This window comes from Eisenbergiella sp. OF01-20 (assembly GCF_003478085.1).
Lineage (GTDB): Bacteria > Bacillota > Clostridia > Lachnospirales > Lachnospiraceae > Eisenbergiella.
On record NZ_QUES01000051.1, the window covers coordinates 23,293 to 40,683 of the forward strand.

General features: G+C 49.9%; 14 protein-coding genes. 7 read left to right on the forward strand and 7 right to left on the reverse strand.

Going from position 1 to position 17,391, the window contains the following annotated elements; all coding sequences use genetic code 11:
- From DXA36_RS30220 to DXA36_RS30230, 3 genes are all read right to left on the reverse strand, one after another.
- A complete protein-coding gene (locus DXA36_RS30220; RefSeq protein WP_118682968.1) occupies positions 1-882 on the reverse strand; it encodes a carbohydrate ABC transporter permease in 882 nt (293 codons plus the stop codon).
- Entirely contained in the window at positions 882-3,362 is a 2,481-nt protein-coding gene (locus tag DXA36_RS30225) for an extracellular solute-binding protein (protein WP_118682969.1), read from the reverse strand. The genes DXA36_RS30220 and DXA36_RS30225 overlap by 1 nt, the downstream gene beginning before the upstream one ends.
- A 141-nt stretch (positions 3,363-3,503) precedes the next feature.
- Complete coding sequence (locus tag DXA36_RS30230; RefSeq protein WP_118682970.1) at positions 3,504-4,637, reverse strand: metallophosphoesterase family protein; 1,134 nt, start codon at positions 4,635-4,637, stop codon at positions 3,504-3,506.
- 220 nt (positions 4,638-4,857) lie between these two features.
- On the opposite strand from DXA36_RS30230, the gene DXA36_RS30235 reads away from it, so the two are divergent.
- The 4 genes from DXA36_RS30235 (at position 4,858) to DXA36_RS30250 (ending at position 9,334) form a co-directional block, all read left to right on the forward strand.
- Positions 4,858-5,622, forward strand: coding sequence for a DeoR/GlpR family DNA-binding transcription regulator (locus tag DXA36_RS30235; RefSeq protein WP_118682971.1), 765 nt, complete (start codon positions 4,858-4,860; stop codon positions 5,620-5,622).
- Between the two features lie 43 nt (positions 5,623-5,665).
- Positions 5,666-6,442 (forward strand): alkaline phosphatase family protein, encoded by a 777-nt coding sequence (locus tag DXA36_RS30240; RefSeq protein WP_118682972.1) that lies wholly within the window; start codon positions 5,666-5,668, stop codon positions 6,440-6,442.
- On the forward strand, positions 6,439-7,674 hold the full coding sequence (locus tag DXA36_RS30245; protein ID WP_182479330.1) for an MFS transporter: 1,236 nt from the start codon (positions 6,439-6,441) through the stop codon (positions 7,672-7,674). The genes DXA36_RS30240 and DXA36_RS30245 overlap by 4 nt, the downstream gene beginning before the upstream one ends.
- A gap of 103 nt (positions 7,675-7,777) precedes the next feature.
- A complete protein-coding gene (locus DXA36_RS30250) occupies positions 7,778-9,334 on the forward strand; it encodes an ABC-F family ATP-binding cassette domain-containing protein (protein ID WP_118682974.1) in 1,557 nt (518 codons plus the stop codon).
- Between the two features lie 16 nt (positions 9,335-9,350).
- Here DXA36_RS30250 and DXA36_RS30255 read toward each other — a convergent pair whose 3' ends face one another.
- Positions 9,351-10,049: a VanZ family protein gene (locus tag DXA36_RS30255; RefSeq protein WP_182479331.1), complete on the reverse strand. Its 699-nt coding sequence runs from the start codon at positions 10,047-10,049 to the stop codon at positions 9,351-9,353.
- 309 nt (positions 10,050-10,358) lie between these two features.
- On the opposite strand from DXA36_RS30255, the gene DXA36_RS30260 reads away from it, so the two are divergent.
- Positions 10,359-11,603 carry a RelA/SpoT domain-containing protein gene (locus DXA36_RS30260; protein WP_118682976.1) on the forward strand — a complete coding sequence of 415 codons (1,245 nt, stop codon included), beginning with the start codon at positions 10,359-10,361 and terminating at the stop codon, positions 11,601-11,603.
- A 47-nt stretch (positions 11,604-11,650) separates the two neighbouring features.
- On the opposite strand, the gene nth is transcribed toward DXA36_RS30260, so the two are convergent.
- The 3 genes from nth to DXA36_RS30270 form a co-directional block, all read right to left on the reverse strand.
- Entirely contained in the window at positions 11,651-12,283 is a 633-nt protein-coding gene (gene nth, locus DXA36_RS30265; protein WP_118682977.1) for an endonuclease III, read from the reverse strand.
- 339 nt (positions 12,284-12,622) lie between these two features.
- Positions 12,623-12,769 carry a hypothetical protein gene (locus DXA36_RS33225; protein ID WP_182479332.1) on the reverse strand — a complete coding sequence of 49 codons (147 nt, stop codon included), beginning with the start codon at positions 12,767-12,769 and terminating at the stop codon, positions 12,623-12,625.
- A gap of 29 nt (positions 12,770-12,798) precedes the next feature.
- The gene (locus tag DXA36_RS30270; RefSeq protein ID WP_118682978.1) at positions 12,799-13,587 is read right to left on the reverse strand and encodes an alpha/beta fold hydrolase; all 789 of its coding nucleotides are present in this window, start codon (positions 13,585-13,587) and stop codon (positions 12,799-12,801) included.
- Between the two features lie 365 nt (positions 13,588-13,952).
- Between DXA36_RS30270 and DXA36_RS30275 the strand changes: the two genes are divergently transcribed.
- Entirely contained in the window at positions 13,953-16,319 is a 2,367-nt protein-coding gene (locus tag DXA36_RS30275) for an alpha-L-rhamnosidase-related protein (protein WP_118682979.1), read from the forward strand.
- Between the two features lie 12 nt (positions 16,320-16,331).
- Positions 16,332-17,048 (forward strand): FadR/GntR family transcriptional regulator, encoded by a 717-nt coding sequence (locus DXA36_RS30280; RefSeq protein WP_118682980.1) that lies wholly within the window; start codon positions 16,332-16,334, stop codon positions 17,046-17,048.
- Positions 17,049-17,391 lie beyond the last annotated feature (343 nt).

Sequence of the window (17,391 nt, forward strand, 5' to 3'; positions counted from 1 at the left end):
TCATTCTCCTTCATCCCACAGCTTCTGCAGGAGCATAATTGCAGCGAACAGCACCATTCCCATACAAACCGCTGCCGCCGCCATTTTGTCAAAATCCAGCTTGGTAAACCAGTTATTAAACAGGTGCTGGAGAAGATACATGCTTTCATCCGGATACGATCCCGCCACCAGATACGCCTCCCGGAATGCTTTAAAGGTATTCAGGAAAGAAAGGACGGTGATGGTATAAAGCACCGGCTTCAGGTTCGGCATAACAATTTTCAGAAAACATTTCCATTCTCCCGCACCGTCCACCCTCGCTGCTTCCCGTATTTCCTCCGGTATGGAAAGAATGCCGGTCAGCCAAAGCACCACCGTATACCCCAGATTTTTCCATATATAACTGAAAACCAATACCCAGAAAGCAGCATCCGTACCCATATAATCCGTCTGGAAAACTTCCGCGGTTTCTGCAAGGCCTGCGCCGGCCAGCCAAGCGGACAGGCCGGTCAGCGCAAGGTTCAGAAATCCCTGCTTGTCAAATACGAGCTTCCAGATAAGTACTACCGTGGCCGCCGGTACCGCCATAGGAAACAAAAAGGCGGATTTAAGGAACCGGATCCGGGGAAACCGGCTTAAAAAATAGGCGATTATCAGCCCAAGTCCTATCAAAAGCGGCAGGCATACCAGGATAAACCGTATCGTATTTCCTGCTGCCAGCCGGAAGGCCCTTGTCTCAAAGACCATTTTATAGTTCTCAAGGCCTCTGAATTCACCGGTCACCGCCGTAACAAAGGAACGCCTGACCACATCTGCAAAAGGGGCCAATACAAACAGGGTCACTCCCAGGAAACTGGGCATCAGGAAAAAAAGGTACGCATACGTTCTTTTTTTCTTTTTCATTATTCAGACAAATACAGCTGTACCTTCTGTTTTATTTGTGCCACCCCTTCGTCTACGCTCAACTGTCCTTCCAATACGGCAACACCCGCTTCAATAACCGCCTGCTCAATACGGCTGTCGGGAAGATAGGCAGTTTTCAGGGAACGTACGATCTGCTCCAGCCCCTTTTGCTCCTCTTCGTTGGGCCAATATAAGTCCAGAGTGCTGATGCTGCCGTCTTCTTTGCTTATGCCCACGGAACCAAAGGCCTCGTCGCCTTCCATTTCCGTATAGAAAAGGCGTTCAAAACTGGCCACATTTACCGGATACGGATCCTGCTGCATGGACATCACATCATACGACAAAAGCATCTGTACAAATTCCCGGGCCATCTCCGGCTCCGCCGCCCTTGCGGATACCCCAGCTATGGACTGCGCCTGGAATACATCCGACGCCTGCAGGGATACCGGTTTATATACCACCTCTGTCTTTACCCTGGGGACGGAGATTACATTGGTGAAATCCAGGCTAACCTGCCGGGTGGTTCCAATGGCAAGCTGTTCCTGCTGCCTGGTAAGGAAATTCATGATACTCCAGGAAATATCAAGTGCCGTATCGGCTGCGGAGCCGGTACTGTCGCCGCTGCTTCTTACAGAACTTAAAAATTCTTCTTTCTCCGAGTCGGAGATCCCGCTCATTTCATTATCAAAAATCCGTTTGGCCTGTTTGAGGAAATCCCTAACCGCCTCTTCCTCCAGACTTCCATCCTCCTTGCTCCAGGCCGGTTCACAGGCCAATGACAGCATATGCAGCAGGATGTCCGGCTGAAACGCCGACATAAGAGTACCTTCCGGGTTGTTCTCCCGCATTTTTTCCATCGCATCTGCCAGGGATGGCAGATCCGTTATGCCTGATACATATTCTTCGCTCCCCATGATCAAAGGGATTTGGAACCTGGTGGGTATGGCGTATATTTTTCCGTCCTGCTCATACACCCTGGCAATATTATCAAAAAACTCCTCTTTTTCCTCCGCTGCCTCCAAAGTGTCGCTGATATCCGCCAGCATGCCTTTGGCAAGGTAGGAATCGATGGGAAGACCGTCCAGAAGCAGTACATCCGGTCCGTTTCCGGCCATGATCTCCGTATTTAATGCTTTTATGGCATCTTCTGCGGTAAGCCCGTTCTCTCCGGACATACCCACCTCATATTTTACAAATACATCCTGATGCTCCTTCTGATAGGCAGAAACGGCCTGCTGCAGGGTCTGATCCTTTTTAAGGCTGTAAACCTTCAGCTCTTTATCCGGAGTGGAGGGCATGGTTTCGTCATATTCAAAACGGGATACCCCTGTGGCAAAAAGAATCAGGAACACCGGACCGTCCTCCGCGATCATTCCATATTTCCCGATGGAGGGATCCCCCATGGAACAGAGTGTTCCTGCCAGAAGCTGTTCCGGGCTTTCCCCGCTTTTATATTCATACAGACCTTCCTGACACACCAGGTAAAGCGTGTTGTCCTTATCCAGTGCGGCAAGAAACGTGTAGTTACCGCTGGTCCAGTAAACGTCTTTTTCCCCATTATCCGTCAGTCCGCTGACAAACTGGTCAAGCGCTTCCTCCTGTTCCAGCAGCTCCCCCTTCACCAGATCATACCGATAGGCTTTCTGTCTGGTAAAAGCCATCATCTGGGTATCGGAAAAACAGGCGGTTTCCACATCCCCTTCTGTTTCAAAAAGAGCAGTCAGGGATCCATCCTCCTGGTTTATTTCATAGACCGTCCCGCCTTCGCTGGCAAGCAGCCTGTCATCCGGCGTATACCAGCAGTTTGTAAGGATTTCATATTTGTCCAGATCAAAAGGAACCGCAAGCTCACGCTTCTCCCCCTCCGGAGAAATGATCATATAACGGTAATCCATGGTAAACATGTTGGATTCTTCCGTCTGCTCCCCGGTATCCTCTGGTTGGGCTTCTTCCGTACCGGGCTGTTCTGCCTGCTCCGTCTGCCCTTCCGCTTGTTCTTCCTGGGATTGGCTGGATAATTCCAGATCCGCTTGGGCCGCTCCGTCTTTCTCCTCCTGTTGTGCGCCGCCTTCCCCGGCCTCTTCGTTCCCGGACACCGCAATATCATATTCACTGTACATGAGGAAAATAGTTCCATCTTTAGCCATGGCAGCATTCATAAAATAAGCGTCGCCCACCATGCCCGCCCAGTCCTCATACTTTTTTGTCCAGGTCTTCCCCTCATCCTGTGACACGAACGGTCCGTAAGCATAATCAAAAATCTGGAGACTGCCGTCCGCAAGCCGGGTCATTCCTGCATTCCGCATCATATCCTCAGGTCTTCCCACTTCCTCCTCCACATATCTTCCCATGGATTTATCGCCGCTCCCCGCAGTTTCCCCCAAAGAATCCTGCCCGCCTTCCGCTTTCCCGCAGCCGGCAAAAAGCAGGGCCGCGGAAAGAAGCAGCGTAAGTATTTTGTTTCCCGCTGACTTTCTCATAATTTATTGTCCTTTCTTGTTTCTGTTGTTCCTCCATGGTAACGGACAATTCTTTTTAATTTTCCATCAAAACTCTTACAAGTTTCTTACAAAAAAACCATCAGGATTTGTCCTGATGGTTTTTAGCAGCGGGTATTTGGCTTATTTTCTTTTTCTGCGGATACTCCTCACCGCCTGTACTCCGGCTACGGCCAGCCCGGTGAAGAGAAGATATTTTTTTATTTTTTCCAACGCCTCCTCCTTGGTGGCCGGACGGTGGCTGTATGCAAAATCCCGAAAAGGCCTGGAAGGCTTCTCCCCTACCAGATCTTTGTATGTAAGCAGCCGCGTTTCATACGCAGCTGGGTTGTCTTCATGGAAAATAAGCTCCCTGGCCGCCCGGTTCACGCCGTCACCATATTCGTTAAAGCCGCAGGAGGGCGTATAACCCAGATCCATGCCGCCGCAGTTCCCCACAAAGCTGTTCCTGTGATCATGGCCGCAGAATACTGCAAAAATATCCCCTTTTTCCCGAAGGCTTTCGAATTCCCTGGCATTGTTGTCCGGAATGCTTACCGCCTCCTTGAAGCTGCCGCTCTGGCATTTTTCCGTATCCAGCACATAATATTCGTTGGCATGCGTACGGTAGGTACGTATGGACCCTTTTGTCTTTCTGTCGGTTTTCTTCAGAAGCCGGTAATATTCAGGAAGAGGGATGTGCTGGAACACAATTCCCGGTATCAGCCTGCCATGTACCTGCTCAAAGGTATCCCTGGCACCTTTATACCAGAATATCTGCCTGGGATGCATCGTCTGATAACCGCCTCCCGGGGCATCCCCTCTGGTATCCATGAGGTAAACCGCCATTACGGTTTGTGTTTCTTCGTAATTCTGTATCCCGACGGCAAAGGTCCCTTCCTCCGTTCCATGAAGGATTTCCTGCCCCCGGCTGTTCAGCCAGTCCACACAGCCGGGAATCCTCCGGTAAATTTCCATCTGCTCTCCGTTGCTCAGCCCGCTTTGCTCATCATGGTTGCCGAAGGTTACCGCAAAGGGAAGCCCCCTGCTCACCACAGGCTCCAGAATCCTCCGAATCGTTTTTTCCACCTGCTCCGGCTTTTTACGGAAGGCCCTGCTGCAGCCCTTCAGCTGATCCCCGGTAAGTACTACCAAATCCGGTTTTGCTTCATCCATCGCCCTGCGCATTAATGTCAGTGTGTCTTCCGATACCTCAGGTACCTCCTGGATATCCGTAATATGTAATATATGAAAGGTTCCGTCAACTCTAAATTTCATAACTGTTTCCTTCTTTCCCTGGAACTGTCACGGCTTTCCCTGTCTGTGAAAGCTGCCCCGCAGCTTTTACTCATCATAAACGCATATTCTTCTTATTACAATAAAATACATAAAATCTTAAAGAAAGCTTCACTTAGAATTAACATGGTATCTTGACAGTAACAGGAAACGGTGATACATTTATGTGGAAATAGTTGTGTTTATGTGGAGATGATTGTATATGTTTGCGAATGAAAGAAGAATCCAAATTACAGAAATGCTGAACCGGCGTTCCTCCGTTACGGTTACGGAGCTGACCGATACCTTTCAGGTATCTCTGGAAACCATCCGGAGGGATCTGGAGTATCTGGAAAAACAGGGTGCTTTAAAACGGGTACACGGCGGCGCTATCACCGTACATAAAATGCAAAGCTACACCAGCCTCTCCTCCCGTGTGTCCGAACACCGGGAAGAAAAAAGGAAGCTGGCGCTGGCTTCCCTCCCCTATATCCGGGAAGGGGACAGAATTGCCCTGGATACCGGTTCCACCTCCTTTGAGCTGGCTTCCCTGCTCTGTGAGCGGTATTCCAGGCTCACCATCGTTACCAATTCCCTGGAAGTATTCCAGATCCTGTCGGAAAAAGAGGAATTCCAGACCATTCTCACCGGAGGCTTCTATATGCCCGGGGAAAAAACCTTTTACGGCCATCTTGCACTGGATATGATAAAGCAGCTGCATGTTTCCAAATTCTTTCTGGCGCCCTCCGCCATTTCCCTGGATTTTGGCATCAGCGACCATATCCATGAAATGATAGCTGTACAAAGGGCCCTGATTGCTATTTCGGATCAGATCATCGTCCAGGCAGACAGCTCCAAATTTGAAACCTGCGCAGCCCTTAATGTATGCGGCCTTAACCCCCGTTTCCTTTATCTCACGGACTCCGGCCTGCCGGAGAAAATAGCGGAAGTCTACAAAGAAGCAGGACTTCAGATCGTCAAATGCTGATCTCTGAAAAAGTCCCGCTTTAAGCGGGCAGAAAGGAAAAACCATGAACAGAAAAGTACTCCTCATCCTTGCAGACGGCTTACGGCCCGATGCCCTCGCCGCCTGCGGCCATCCATACGGTACCCTGCTTCCTTCACTAGGCAGCTATTCCCTGGAGGCGGAGACCGTTTATCCTTCCGTAACGCTTCCCTGCCACATGTCCTTATTCCACAGTGTAGATCCCGGCCGGCACGGTATCCTCACCAACACCTATGTGCCCCAGGTCCGTCCGGTAAACGGATTATGTGAGCAGCTGAGCGCCGCCGGCAAAACCTGCGCTTTTTTCTACAACTGGGAAGAGCTGCGGGATCTAAGCCGTCCCTCGTCTCTGGCCTACAGCTTTTTTGCCTCAGGCAGTGTTTACTCCTATGAAAAAGCAAACGAAATGGTTACCGCCAATGCCCTTTCCTTTATAAGAGCGGAAAAGCCGGATTTTGCCTTTGTTTATCTCGGTCTTACCGACAGTGCCGGGCATGAATACGGCTGGATGAGCGAAGAATACTTCAAGGCCTGCCGTCAGTCCCTGGATGAAATAAAACTGCTTGCGGAAACGTTTACAGAGGAATATACCCTTATAATCACAGCCGATCACGGAGGGCATGACCGGTCACACGGTTCCCTGGAAGAAGCCGATATGCGCATTCCGCTCATCTGCATAGGGCCGGATTTCCAGCCGGAAACCCGCTTTGCGCAGGCGGGTATCTGTGATATTGCTCCTACGGTAACCCAGCTGACCGGTGCTTTCCCCGCAAGGGAATGGGAGGGAAAAAGCCTGCTATGATCAATAGGCTGACTTCCGGGCGCAAGATCCGCTTTTTATGCTTTCTATGCTGCCTGGTCTATTTTGTAAGCTATCTCACACGTTTAAATTATGCCGCCTGCCTTGCGGAAATCCAGCGTTCCCTTGGTATCAGCAAGAGTCTGGCCGGACTGCCGGTTACGGGATGTTTTATCACCTACGGGATCGGCCAGCTTCTCTGCGGCTTTCTGGGAGACAGGTTCCATCCCCGGAATATGATTTTCACCGGACTGGCGTCCACTTCCGTCTGCAATCTCCTGGCCGCCCTTTTTCCCCGGATAGAAATCATCATTCCGCTCTGGTGCCTTAACGGCTTTTTTCAATCCATGCTCTGGCCGCCTCTTGTACGGGTAATGGCGGAAGCACTGGATGAAAACCATTACAAAAAATGCTGTGTTCAGGTGTCCGTTGCCGCTTCCGCGGGGATGATCGCCGTATATGTCCTCGCACCTGTCTGTATTCTTGTTTCCGGCTGGCGCCTGGCCTTCCTTATCCCTGCTGTTTCCGGCCTTGGCACGGCTTTTTTCTGGTTTGTGAGCTTTATCAGGCTTGCGTCCGGCGGAACCAATACCATTTCCGCCCTGAACGTGGAAATGAGCAGGGACAGCACGATAAAGCTCCCCGCCCTCTTTCTGCAGGCATCTCTGATACCCATTCTGCTTTCCATTATCCTTCACGGGATACTGCGGGATGGAATCACTACCTGGATGCCGGCTTATATAACCGAAACCTTCGGACTCAGTACTTCCCTTTCTATCCTTACGACCGCAGTCCTTCCGGTTTTCAGTATCTTCAGCATTACCATCGCCTCCTGGCTGTTACAGAGGCTGCACAATGAACTGTTTACCGCGGGTATCCTCTTCGGTGCGGGAACACTTTCCTCTCTCCTTTTGCTGCCTTTTTACAACTCTATGCCGGTATTCAGCATTACCATGATGACCCTTATTACCGGCTGCATGTACGGCATCAACCTGCTGCTCATCAGCCGGGTCCCCCGCCATTTTGCACGCTTCGGCCGGGTTGCCACCGTCTCGGGGATCCTGAATGCCTCCACTTATATAGGAAGCTCCCTCTCCACCTATGCGTTTGGCGCCGTTTCCGAACACTTCGGCTGGTTTTCCACCATTTTCATCTGGGTGCTGGTGGCCCTGGGCGGAACCCTCCTGTGTTTCTTTACCTTCCGGAAATGGGGACGTTTTTCCAATCCTGCGTAGGTTAGCGCGATAAAGTGCTGGAAAGTACGGGCTTCTTATGGTATACTTGCGTCGGCTGGCTTTCTGCCGGCCGATACCAAGATACCGCAATAGGAGAACCGGCATGAGCATTTTAAATGTTGAACATCTTTCCCATGGTTTTGGGGATCGGGCTATTTTTCATGATGTATCCTTCCGTCTGCTCAAGGGAGAGCATATCGGCCTCATAGGTGCCAATGGAGAAGGAAAATCCACCTTTATGAACATTATTACAGGGAAGCTTCAGCCCGATGAAGGCAAAGTGGAATGGGCTAAAAACGTACGTGTAGGCTACCTGGATCAGCATACGATACTGGAAAAAGGAACTAGCATACGGGAAACACTGGCTTCCGCCTTTTCCTTCCTTTTTGATATGGAAGCCCAGATGAATGCTATCTGTGATAAAATGGGGGACGCATCCCCGGAAGAATTGGAAGTATATATGGAGGATCTGGGAACCATTCAGGATATGCTCACCATGCATGATTTTTACATGATTGATGCCAAGGTGGAGGAGGTGGGACGCGCCCTGGGCCTGTCCGATATCGGCCTGAACAGGGATGTTTCCGATCTGAGCGGCGGACAGCGCACCAAAGTCCTGTTGGGCAAGCTGCTTCTGGAAAAACCGGATATTTTACTGTTGGATGAGCCTACCAACTACCTGGATGCGGAGCATATAGAGTGGCTGAAACGCTATCTGAACGAGTATGAAAATGCTTTTATTCTCATCTCCCACGATATTCCCTTCCTGAACAGCGTTATCAATCTGATTTACCATATGGACAACCAGGCTCTGACCCGTTACGTCGGGGACTATGACAAATTCCAGGAAGTCTACGCCATGAAAAAGAACCAGCTGGAGGCCGCTTATAACAAGCAGCAAAAGGAAATCGCCGATTTGAAGGATTTCGTGGCCCGTAACAAAGCCCGTGTTGCCACCCGGAATATGGCTATGTCCCGTCAGAAAAAGCTGGACAAAATGGATGTGATTGAACTGGCGGGTGAAAAACCCAAACCGGAATTTAACTTTAAAGAAGCCCGTACCCCTGGCCGCTATATTTTTACCGCCAGAGATCTGGTTATCGGCTATGACGAGCCGCTCTCCTCCCCGCTGAACCTGTCCATGGAACGAGGACAGAAAATTGCCCTTATCGGCGCCAACGGAATCGGTAAAACCACCCTGCTGAAAAGCATACTGGGCCTGCTCCCTCCCCTTTCCGGCAACGTAGAGCAGGGGGATTACCTGAGCATCGGCTATTTTGAACAGGAAATGCCTCCCGACATCAGCACCAGCTGCATTGAAGAAATCTGGCAGGAATTTCCCGGCTTTACCCAATATGAGGTGCGATCCGCCCTGGCAAAATGCGGCCTGACCACCAAACATATCGAGAGCATGGTCAAGGTATTAAGCGGCGGCGAACAGGCAAAGGTTCGTCTGTGCAAGCTCATCAACAAGGAAACCAATATCCTGCTTCTGGATGAACCTACCAATCATCTGGATGTGGACGCCAAGGCGGAGCTGAAACGTTCCCTGCAGGCCTATAAAGGCAGCATCCTGATGGTATGCCATGAACCGGAATTCTATGATGGCCTGGCTACCGATGTATGGGATTGCACCAGGTGGACTACCCGGGTGTTCTGACAGCCCTCTGCCTGCCTTACCGGTACAGAATCTCCCACAAGGCCTCTGCGATCAAAGGCTGCAGGGTCAGCATGAGCAACAGGACTATCCCGAAACAAAGCTCCATTTCCAAGCGGCAGACAGGGCTTTCGGTCCGGACTGCCGCTTCTTTTCCTGACGGCTTGTCCCCTTCACAGAAAAAACCGTCCAATCCCGGATTTTCTCCGGCCCCGAACCTCTCACAGATTCCCGGCACTATCCGTAAAACCCCTCTGAATAGCAGATATCCCACCCATGTCCCCCATGTATTCATAAGCAAATCATCAATATCCGTCGCCCGCATGGAAAAAAGCTGCATCAGCTCGATGAAAAGGGAAAACAAAAAACCGATACTCACCGTTTTCTCCACCATGCGCTCCCGTTTCCAAAGCAAAGGGACAGAAAAACCGAAGGGTACAAACAGAATCATATTTTTCAGATACTGACTGAAATTGGAAAAAAGCTCAGCCATAGGAATGAGGTTAACATTCGCATCAAAGCGCAGCCGATATAACGCAGGTATTCCTGTCACTGTTACAATTCCCGCCAGCAAAAAGGCAAACAGACACACCCCTGCCGTATGCCACGGCTTCTTTTCCCCTTTCTTTTGCCTTTCCTTTTCCAGCCACAAAAGGGCCGGAACCGAAAGCACCAGCCCGGAGCCGGCCCCTATTCCTACATCCATGAGAAATAACATAATCATATCCTCCCAATCTTTAACTGTCCTGTTATTTTTATCATACCCCAGAAAAAAGAAAACTTTATTTAGTTCCCATTAAGATTCTTTAAAGATATGTATAAGAGTGTTTTCAATCATGTACTTTTTTTCCGATTTATGATAGGATGAAGGGGCAGTTTCCCACAGTTAACTGCATAACTCAAACTCCGCAGGTGCCAAATGGCCCTCCGCACAGACAGCGGGCGGAGAGCCGTTTGGCACCTGCGGAGTCTGAGTGCATAATACGTTTCGGAATACCCTGCCAAAAGAAACAAGAGGCAAACAGAAATGGATCTGATTAATCAATTTATAGAAAATTACAAGAAAAAAATTAAATATTATGAAACTGCCGGAAGAATCGCCGCCGATATGCTGGAGGACTCCCTGCGTTCCTCCGGTATCCGCGCCATGGTGACCTCCCGGGCCAAAAGTCCGGGAAGGCTGAAAATCAAAGTGACGCAGCGGAATGAAAAAAGAGAGACGCCTTATAAAAATATGAGCGAAATCTATGCGGATATCGCCGATCTTTCCGGTGTACGTGTCTCCCTTTATTTCCCCGGTGACCGGGCCAAGGCAGACAGGGTTATCAATAACCTTTTTGCTGTGGCGGAAACCAAAAAGTTTCCGGTCCAGTCGAAACAGCCTTCCTATAACAAACGCTTTTCCGGCTATTGGGCCACCCACTACCGCGCCAGCATGAAGGAAGAAACACTGGAAAAAAGCAAGCTGAAATATGCGCCGGTGCGCCTTGAAATACAGGTGGCATCCGTCCTGATGCATGCCTGGTCGGAGGTGGAGCACGATTTGGTGTATAAACCCCTCCAGGGCACGCTTTCCGATGAAGAGCTTTCTATCCTGGATGAGCTGAACGGCCTTGTCCTCAGCGGCGAAATCGCCCTGGAACGGCTGCAGTCCGCAGGAAATGAACGAATCCAGAGCAAAAATACCGCTTTCAACAACCAGTACGATCTGGCGGCTTACCTGTATAACTATCTGAGCACACGCTACAAACGATTTGACATCGAACCCCGTATGGGAAACGTGGAGCTTTTGCTGCGGCTGATGGGCCGGCTGAAAATAGCCAATGTAAAAGAACTGGAGCCGATCCTGAAATCCACCAAACTGGTAAACGACAAACGCACCATCACAGAGCAGCTCATTGACCAGATAATCTGCGGCAATGAAAAACGCTACCATCTCTACCGGGAGCTGCGTACCCCCGGCGAAAAGCTGTCTAAGGATCAATATCAGGCCATGGAATACTTCTTAAAGCCCTGGATCAGCCTGGAAACCGTTCTGAGCAGGCTTACCCTGAAAAGCAATCCCAAGGCCAGAGGCACCTTCAACGTAAACAGCCTGAAGCGGATGAAAGCGCTTAACAAGGAAAACCTGGATAAAGTAGTGGCGCTCCGGAACGCACGCAACGGCCTGGTACATGGCATCGAATATCCTACCACCTCCGCACTGATTAAAATGGGTGACGACGTACGCGCCATTTTATCCCAGCTGTCCGATCCCCTTTCCCATACATAAACTGTATGCAGCGGTTTGGCCGCCCGCCAGGCAGCCAAACCGCTGCATTATACGACTTCTTTCTTTTCACACCATTCCTTCAGCGGACAGTCCTGACACCGTGCCTTCCGCGCCGTACAGATCGCCCGTCCCAAATAAATAAGCTGAAAATTGATCCGGTTCCAATGGCTCTCGGGAAGGACTTTCATCAGTTCCTGCTCCACCTGCAGGGGATTCTTACCCTTTGCCCAGCCCAGCCTGTGTGAAATACGGAAAACATGGGTATCCACAGTCACTCCCGGGATCCCATAAGCATCGGCCAGGAAAAGAGTGGCTGTTTTTCTTCCCACTCCTGCCAGCTTCAGCACCTCCTCCAGCTTATCCGGCACCTTTCCGCCATACTCGCTTACGATCTGTTCGCAGCATTTTTTAATATTCTTCGCCTTGTTTTTATACAGCCCTACCGAGCGGATATACGCCTCAATTTCTTCCGCCGGCGCCTGTGCCATAGCCTCTACGGACGGAAAATGCCCGAAAAGATCCGGCAGCGCTTCTTCCACCTGCTTATCCGTACTCTGTGCACTGAGCATAATCGCTGTCAGCAGCTGCCAGTCATGATTATGATAGAAACCATCCTTTGTTGTCCCATAAGTTTTATCCAGCATATCTAAAATATGGGTTACTTTTTCCTTTTTTGTCATATGTATTCCCCTTTGGATATCAGAATCTATAACCTGTTTCCATACGGGTATTATACTATGTTTCGATATGAATATCCACTTTCCGCTTCTGAGTGGATGTAGATAAAAAAGTTGGTGCAGCCGGGGAAACCATGGCGCCACCAACTTTTTATTTACATCCATTCTGCCGTGAGGGGATAAAAGGCCTGCGGATGGAACGGGCAAAAGAAAAGCACCCCGAAGGATGCTTGGTTTTTTCTCGCGTTTGGGTATCCTGTACCACGCCCTGTGCAGTCCCCTTCGGGCCGGTATGCTGTTCCCCAGATACTGATATACCAAACGCGAGAAAGAACCGGATGCTTACACTTGTCTGATTTTCGGCTCCACCGCTTCGGAACGCACATTATGTGTCTGGTTCTGGTTTTCCGGCTTTACCTTTTGTGTTATGCTGTTGAATTTTTCATTGCTTTTCTTTTGGTTATATTTTTCCTGTTTTTCTTTATCCATTTTATCACCTCGGGAATAGTATGGGCAAATCAGCACGAACTATTCTTTTCCCTGAAAAAAGGCTCTGCAATCGCCAGCCATTCTTCCGGCAGGTAAATGGAGAGGTAGCCGTGGTTGCAGCCTTTCGCTTCATGTATTCTGCAGGATGGCACATAGGAGCAAAACATACGGGCCGATTCCTTCACACATTTCATTTCTTTTTCCCCATACCAGTACATAACCTGTGCTTTCGTATCCCTGACGCTCTCTTTCAGCCTGTACTCCATCATATAGGTGCGGTACATATGATACAGGGATTCCTTCCTGATACGGGACATATCCCGGATATAATATGACCGGATTTCCTCCGGATACTGCATTTTGGCAGGCAGCAGCTTAGGCATCATTGCGATTTGGAGGCGGCAGGCCTTTTCACTGAATAGAAATCTGCTGCCGAACCGGATAACAGCTATACAATAACGCGCCATCACTGGCCTGGGAAAACAAAGGCTTCCGTCAATTATGGCTTTCCGGGTTACATCCGGTTTTCTGGATAAAAGCTCCATGACAATCTGGCCTCCCAAAGACACCCCTCCCAGCGCAAACAGATGTCCTCCGCAGTTTTCTTCTATGTATGCCATCAGCTTATCCGCTGAATCCTCTGTGGATATATAAGCGGATGCATATTCCTCCCCATGGCCGTCCAGCGTCGGGAGAATCACATGATAGCGATCCGACAATACCCGTGCCTGCCGCAGGTAATTCCACCAGGCATTTCCGCCTCCATGTATCAGCATAATATGAGGATTGTTTTTATCTCCGAACTCATGAAATTTCATATCTATACCTTTCGTATTACAATCCAAAACTTCATAGCATCCTTTCGCCTTCGCTTAATTCCGATAAAAATTCTCTGGCAGTAAAAGAAGCAATCATCTGATGGCGCTTTTTCGCCAGTGTACTTTTTCGGGAACCGCAGCAAACGATTCTATTTCATTTTACCATTTTCTCTCCCCCTTCTTTATACCTGGATTATAGCATACCCGGCCACAGATGACATATAAAGAAATAAAAAGCAGTTAGGAATGAACCCCCATGAATTTTATGGTATACTGATCCCATATTGGAATCGTTGCTGCGATTCTTCCCCTATGTACATAAAAAGCTATCCCCGCACGCAGCGGCGTGCAGACAGGAGTAAGACATGACCTTTTTTAAACAAGCAAAGCCGGTTTGGCTGGCCGGCAGAGAAACAGAAAAAAACTGCGGTGCAGGGTTTGTGTGCCGTTTTTCTTCCGCAGAGGTTACCGGGGAGGCGCTTGTACTGTCCATAGCTTCCTCCGGCATTTATCGTGCCTGCCTGAATGGAGACTTCCTTGGCCATGGTCCCGCCAGGGCCGCCCACGGTTATTTCCGGGTGGATCGTATCGGAATCCCCGTTAATCGGCTGCAGAAGGATAACATCCTCACAATTGAAGTTCTCAGTTTCTGTGTCAACAGCTTTTATATTCCGGATCAGCCCGGTTTTCTACAGGCGGAGCTGCGCTGTGAAGAGAAAATACTCAGGTTTACGGACACGGAAGGGACTTTTCAGGCACACCTCCTGAAAGAACGCCGACAAAGGGTACAGCGCTACAGCTTCCAGCGTCCTTTTATCGAAGCCTTCCGGCTGGAAGAGGGTTTTGACGACTGGAAAAAAGGCCTGGCGGCATCCGGCGGGCCTTTATGCCGCCAGGAAGAAAAACGTCTTCTGGATCGCAGGGTTCCCTGGCCTCTCTTTCCGGTACGCCCCCTCTCCCGGATCCTTGCCAGAGGCACCTTTGCTTCGGGAAGAACAGAACTTCCCATCTGGAAGGACCGTGCCCTGTTTGAAATTGGAGATACCATCCACGGTTTTCCTATAGAAGAACTGGAAGAAAAGGTATCTGTTATCCTGGACGGCTGCAGTACCCTTACCCTTACGCCGGAGGAACGGCCTGTCTGCCTTTCTGACGGACAGCCCCTGTTGGATCATACCTTCTTTATTGCTGATGCAGGCCGTAATACCACAGGTTTTATCGGTATTTCCCTGGAATGTACACAAACCTCTCAGGTCTATATTACTTTTGACGAGGTTCTTCTTAACGGAGACGTTTCTTATAACCGAATGTCCTGCGTCAATGCGATCAGCCTGGAAGTAAAGCCGGGCAGCTATGTGCTGGAAACCATCCAGCCCTATACCTGCCGCTATATGAAACCCATGGTTTTTTCGGGCGGTGTCACGATACGGGATATGTACATCCGGGAACTGAAAAATCCAGATGTCTGCCGGGCGTCCTTTTCCTCCAGTGATGAAGCCCTTAACCGGATTTATGAAGCCGGCCGGGAAACCTTCGCCCAGAATGCCCTTGATGTTTACATGGATTGTCCGTCCAGAGAACGGGCCGGCTGGCTGTGCGACAGCTTCTTCACCGCACGGACGGAAATGGATCTCACCGGAAACCACCTTGTGGAAGATAACTTTCTGGAAAACTATCTGCTTCCTGAACATTTTCAGCACCTGCCCCAGGGAATGGTACCCATGTGCTACCCTTCGGATCACACGGACGGCGTATATATCGCCAACTGGGCTCTTTGGTTTATCCTGGAGCTGTACGAGTACCGGTTCCGAAGCCCGGACAGCTCCCTGATTCCCGCCTTGGAGAAACGGGTGGACGGGATCCTCTCATTTCTGGCGCCGCTGGAAAATGAGGACGGTCTGCTGGAGGACGTACCCGGCTGGGTCTTTGTGGAATGGTCCAAAGCCAATGAACTTACCGACGGAGTCAATTATCCCTCCAATATGCTTTACAGTGCCGCCCTGCTTGCCGCCGCCAGCCTGTATCAAAAGGAAGAATACCGGGAAAAAGGGGTTCGAATCCGCCGCCTTATCCAGGAACAGTCTTACGACGGCCGGTGGTTCTGCGATCATGCCGTGCGGGTAAACGGAAAACTGGTCAGGCAGCCCGACGCCACGGAGGTCTGTCAATACTACGCCTTCTTTTTCCGTATCGCACAAAAGAAGGAGTATCCCGCCCTCTACAGCTGCCTTATGGATGAGTTCGGACCGGATCGGGAATCCCGGGGACTCCATCCCAATATCTGGCCGGCCAATGCTTTTATCGGGAACTATCTGCGTATGGAGCTTCTGTCACAGGCAGGGCGGCCTGCCCAGCTTCTCAGGGAAGCCAGGGAATACTTTGACTATATGGCCCTTAAAACAGGAACCTTATGGGAAAATACCGGGGATTATGCCAGCTGCAATCATGGGTTTGCTTCCCATATCTTGCATTGCTTTTACAGAGATATTCTTGGCGTCGCCGGCATAGAAAACCACCTTATATGCCTCAGCTTCCACGATCTGCCCCTGACAGAATGCCGGGGCACTCTGCCGACGGCCGACGGCCCCCTTTCTGTCGAATGGATCCGCAGCGATAACACCATCCGGGCCTGTGTCCATGTTCCCGAAGGTTTCCAGATACAAGCTTCCTGTACCGATGGCCTCCGGCTGGAATTGCAGACAGAGACTGCATCCAAAAAACGCTTGCAGTAAAGGGAGGGCGCTATGGACGGATTTGCCAACTTGAAAAGCAAACTTCTGGCAGAGCAGATACAGGATCAGCTTTTCCGTTATATTCTGGATACTCCTGTCTGCGTTGGTTCCAGGCTTCCTAATGAATTTGAACTCGGGCGCCTGTTCGGAGTGGGCCGAAGCACAATCCGGGAAGCGGTAAAACTGCTGGCTTCCCGGGGAATCCTGGAGGTACGGCGCGGCTCCGGAACCTATGTGATCGGTACCACACCGTCAGATTTGGATCCGCTGGGCCTGCGGGCCATTGAAGACAAAATGGCTCTGGCTCTCGATCTGGTTGATGTCCGTATTATGCTGGAACCGGGAATTGCGGAAATGGCGGCCCTTCATGCCTCCCCCGCGGACATTAAAAAGCTGGGGGACCTCTGCCGGAAAATCGAAGAACGGATTGCCCGCAAGGAAAGCTATATTGAGGAAGATATCGCCTTTCATTCCTGTGTGGCGGAATGCTCCGGCAATGTAGTCGTAAAGCAGCTTATACCAATTATCGATACAGCCGTATTAATGTTTGTCAATGTTACGCATCAGCGGCTGACCCGGGAAACCGTACGCACACACCGGGCGATCACGGATGCCATTGCAGAACATGATACGATTGGGGCAAAAACCGCCATGATGATGCACCTGACCTATAACCGGGAAATGATCAAATATCTGATTAGGAGAGAACAAAAGACATATCCGGAATAGGAACCGGATCCGCCCCCTGTATCAGGAATTATCGAAAATTTAATGTAGAGCCAAAGACATCTGATGACTTTGGCTCAATTTTTAATTCTTTAAACTATTATTACTTCCGTGGATTGTTTTAAACTAATAAATTGTTGAAAACAGTAGAAAAATCAAACATAAATAAGTCAAAAAGTAGAACGTATACCGGACGACTTGCTATGAATTATCAGAAATGGTAGGATAAAAGCAGCAAAACATCTGATGTATTCTTTTTTACTAAACAAAGCCATATCCATAGGAGGAGGATTTAGTGTGAAAGAAAGTAGAGGTCAGCCAATAAATGGCGCACTTGAATAAGCTG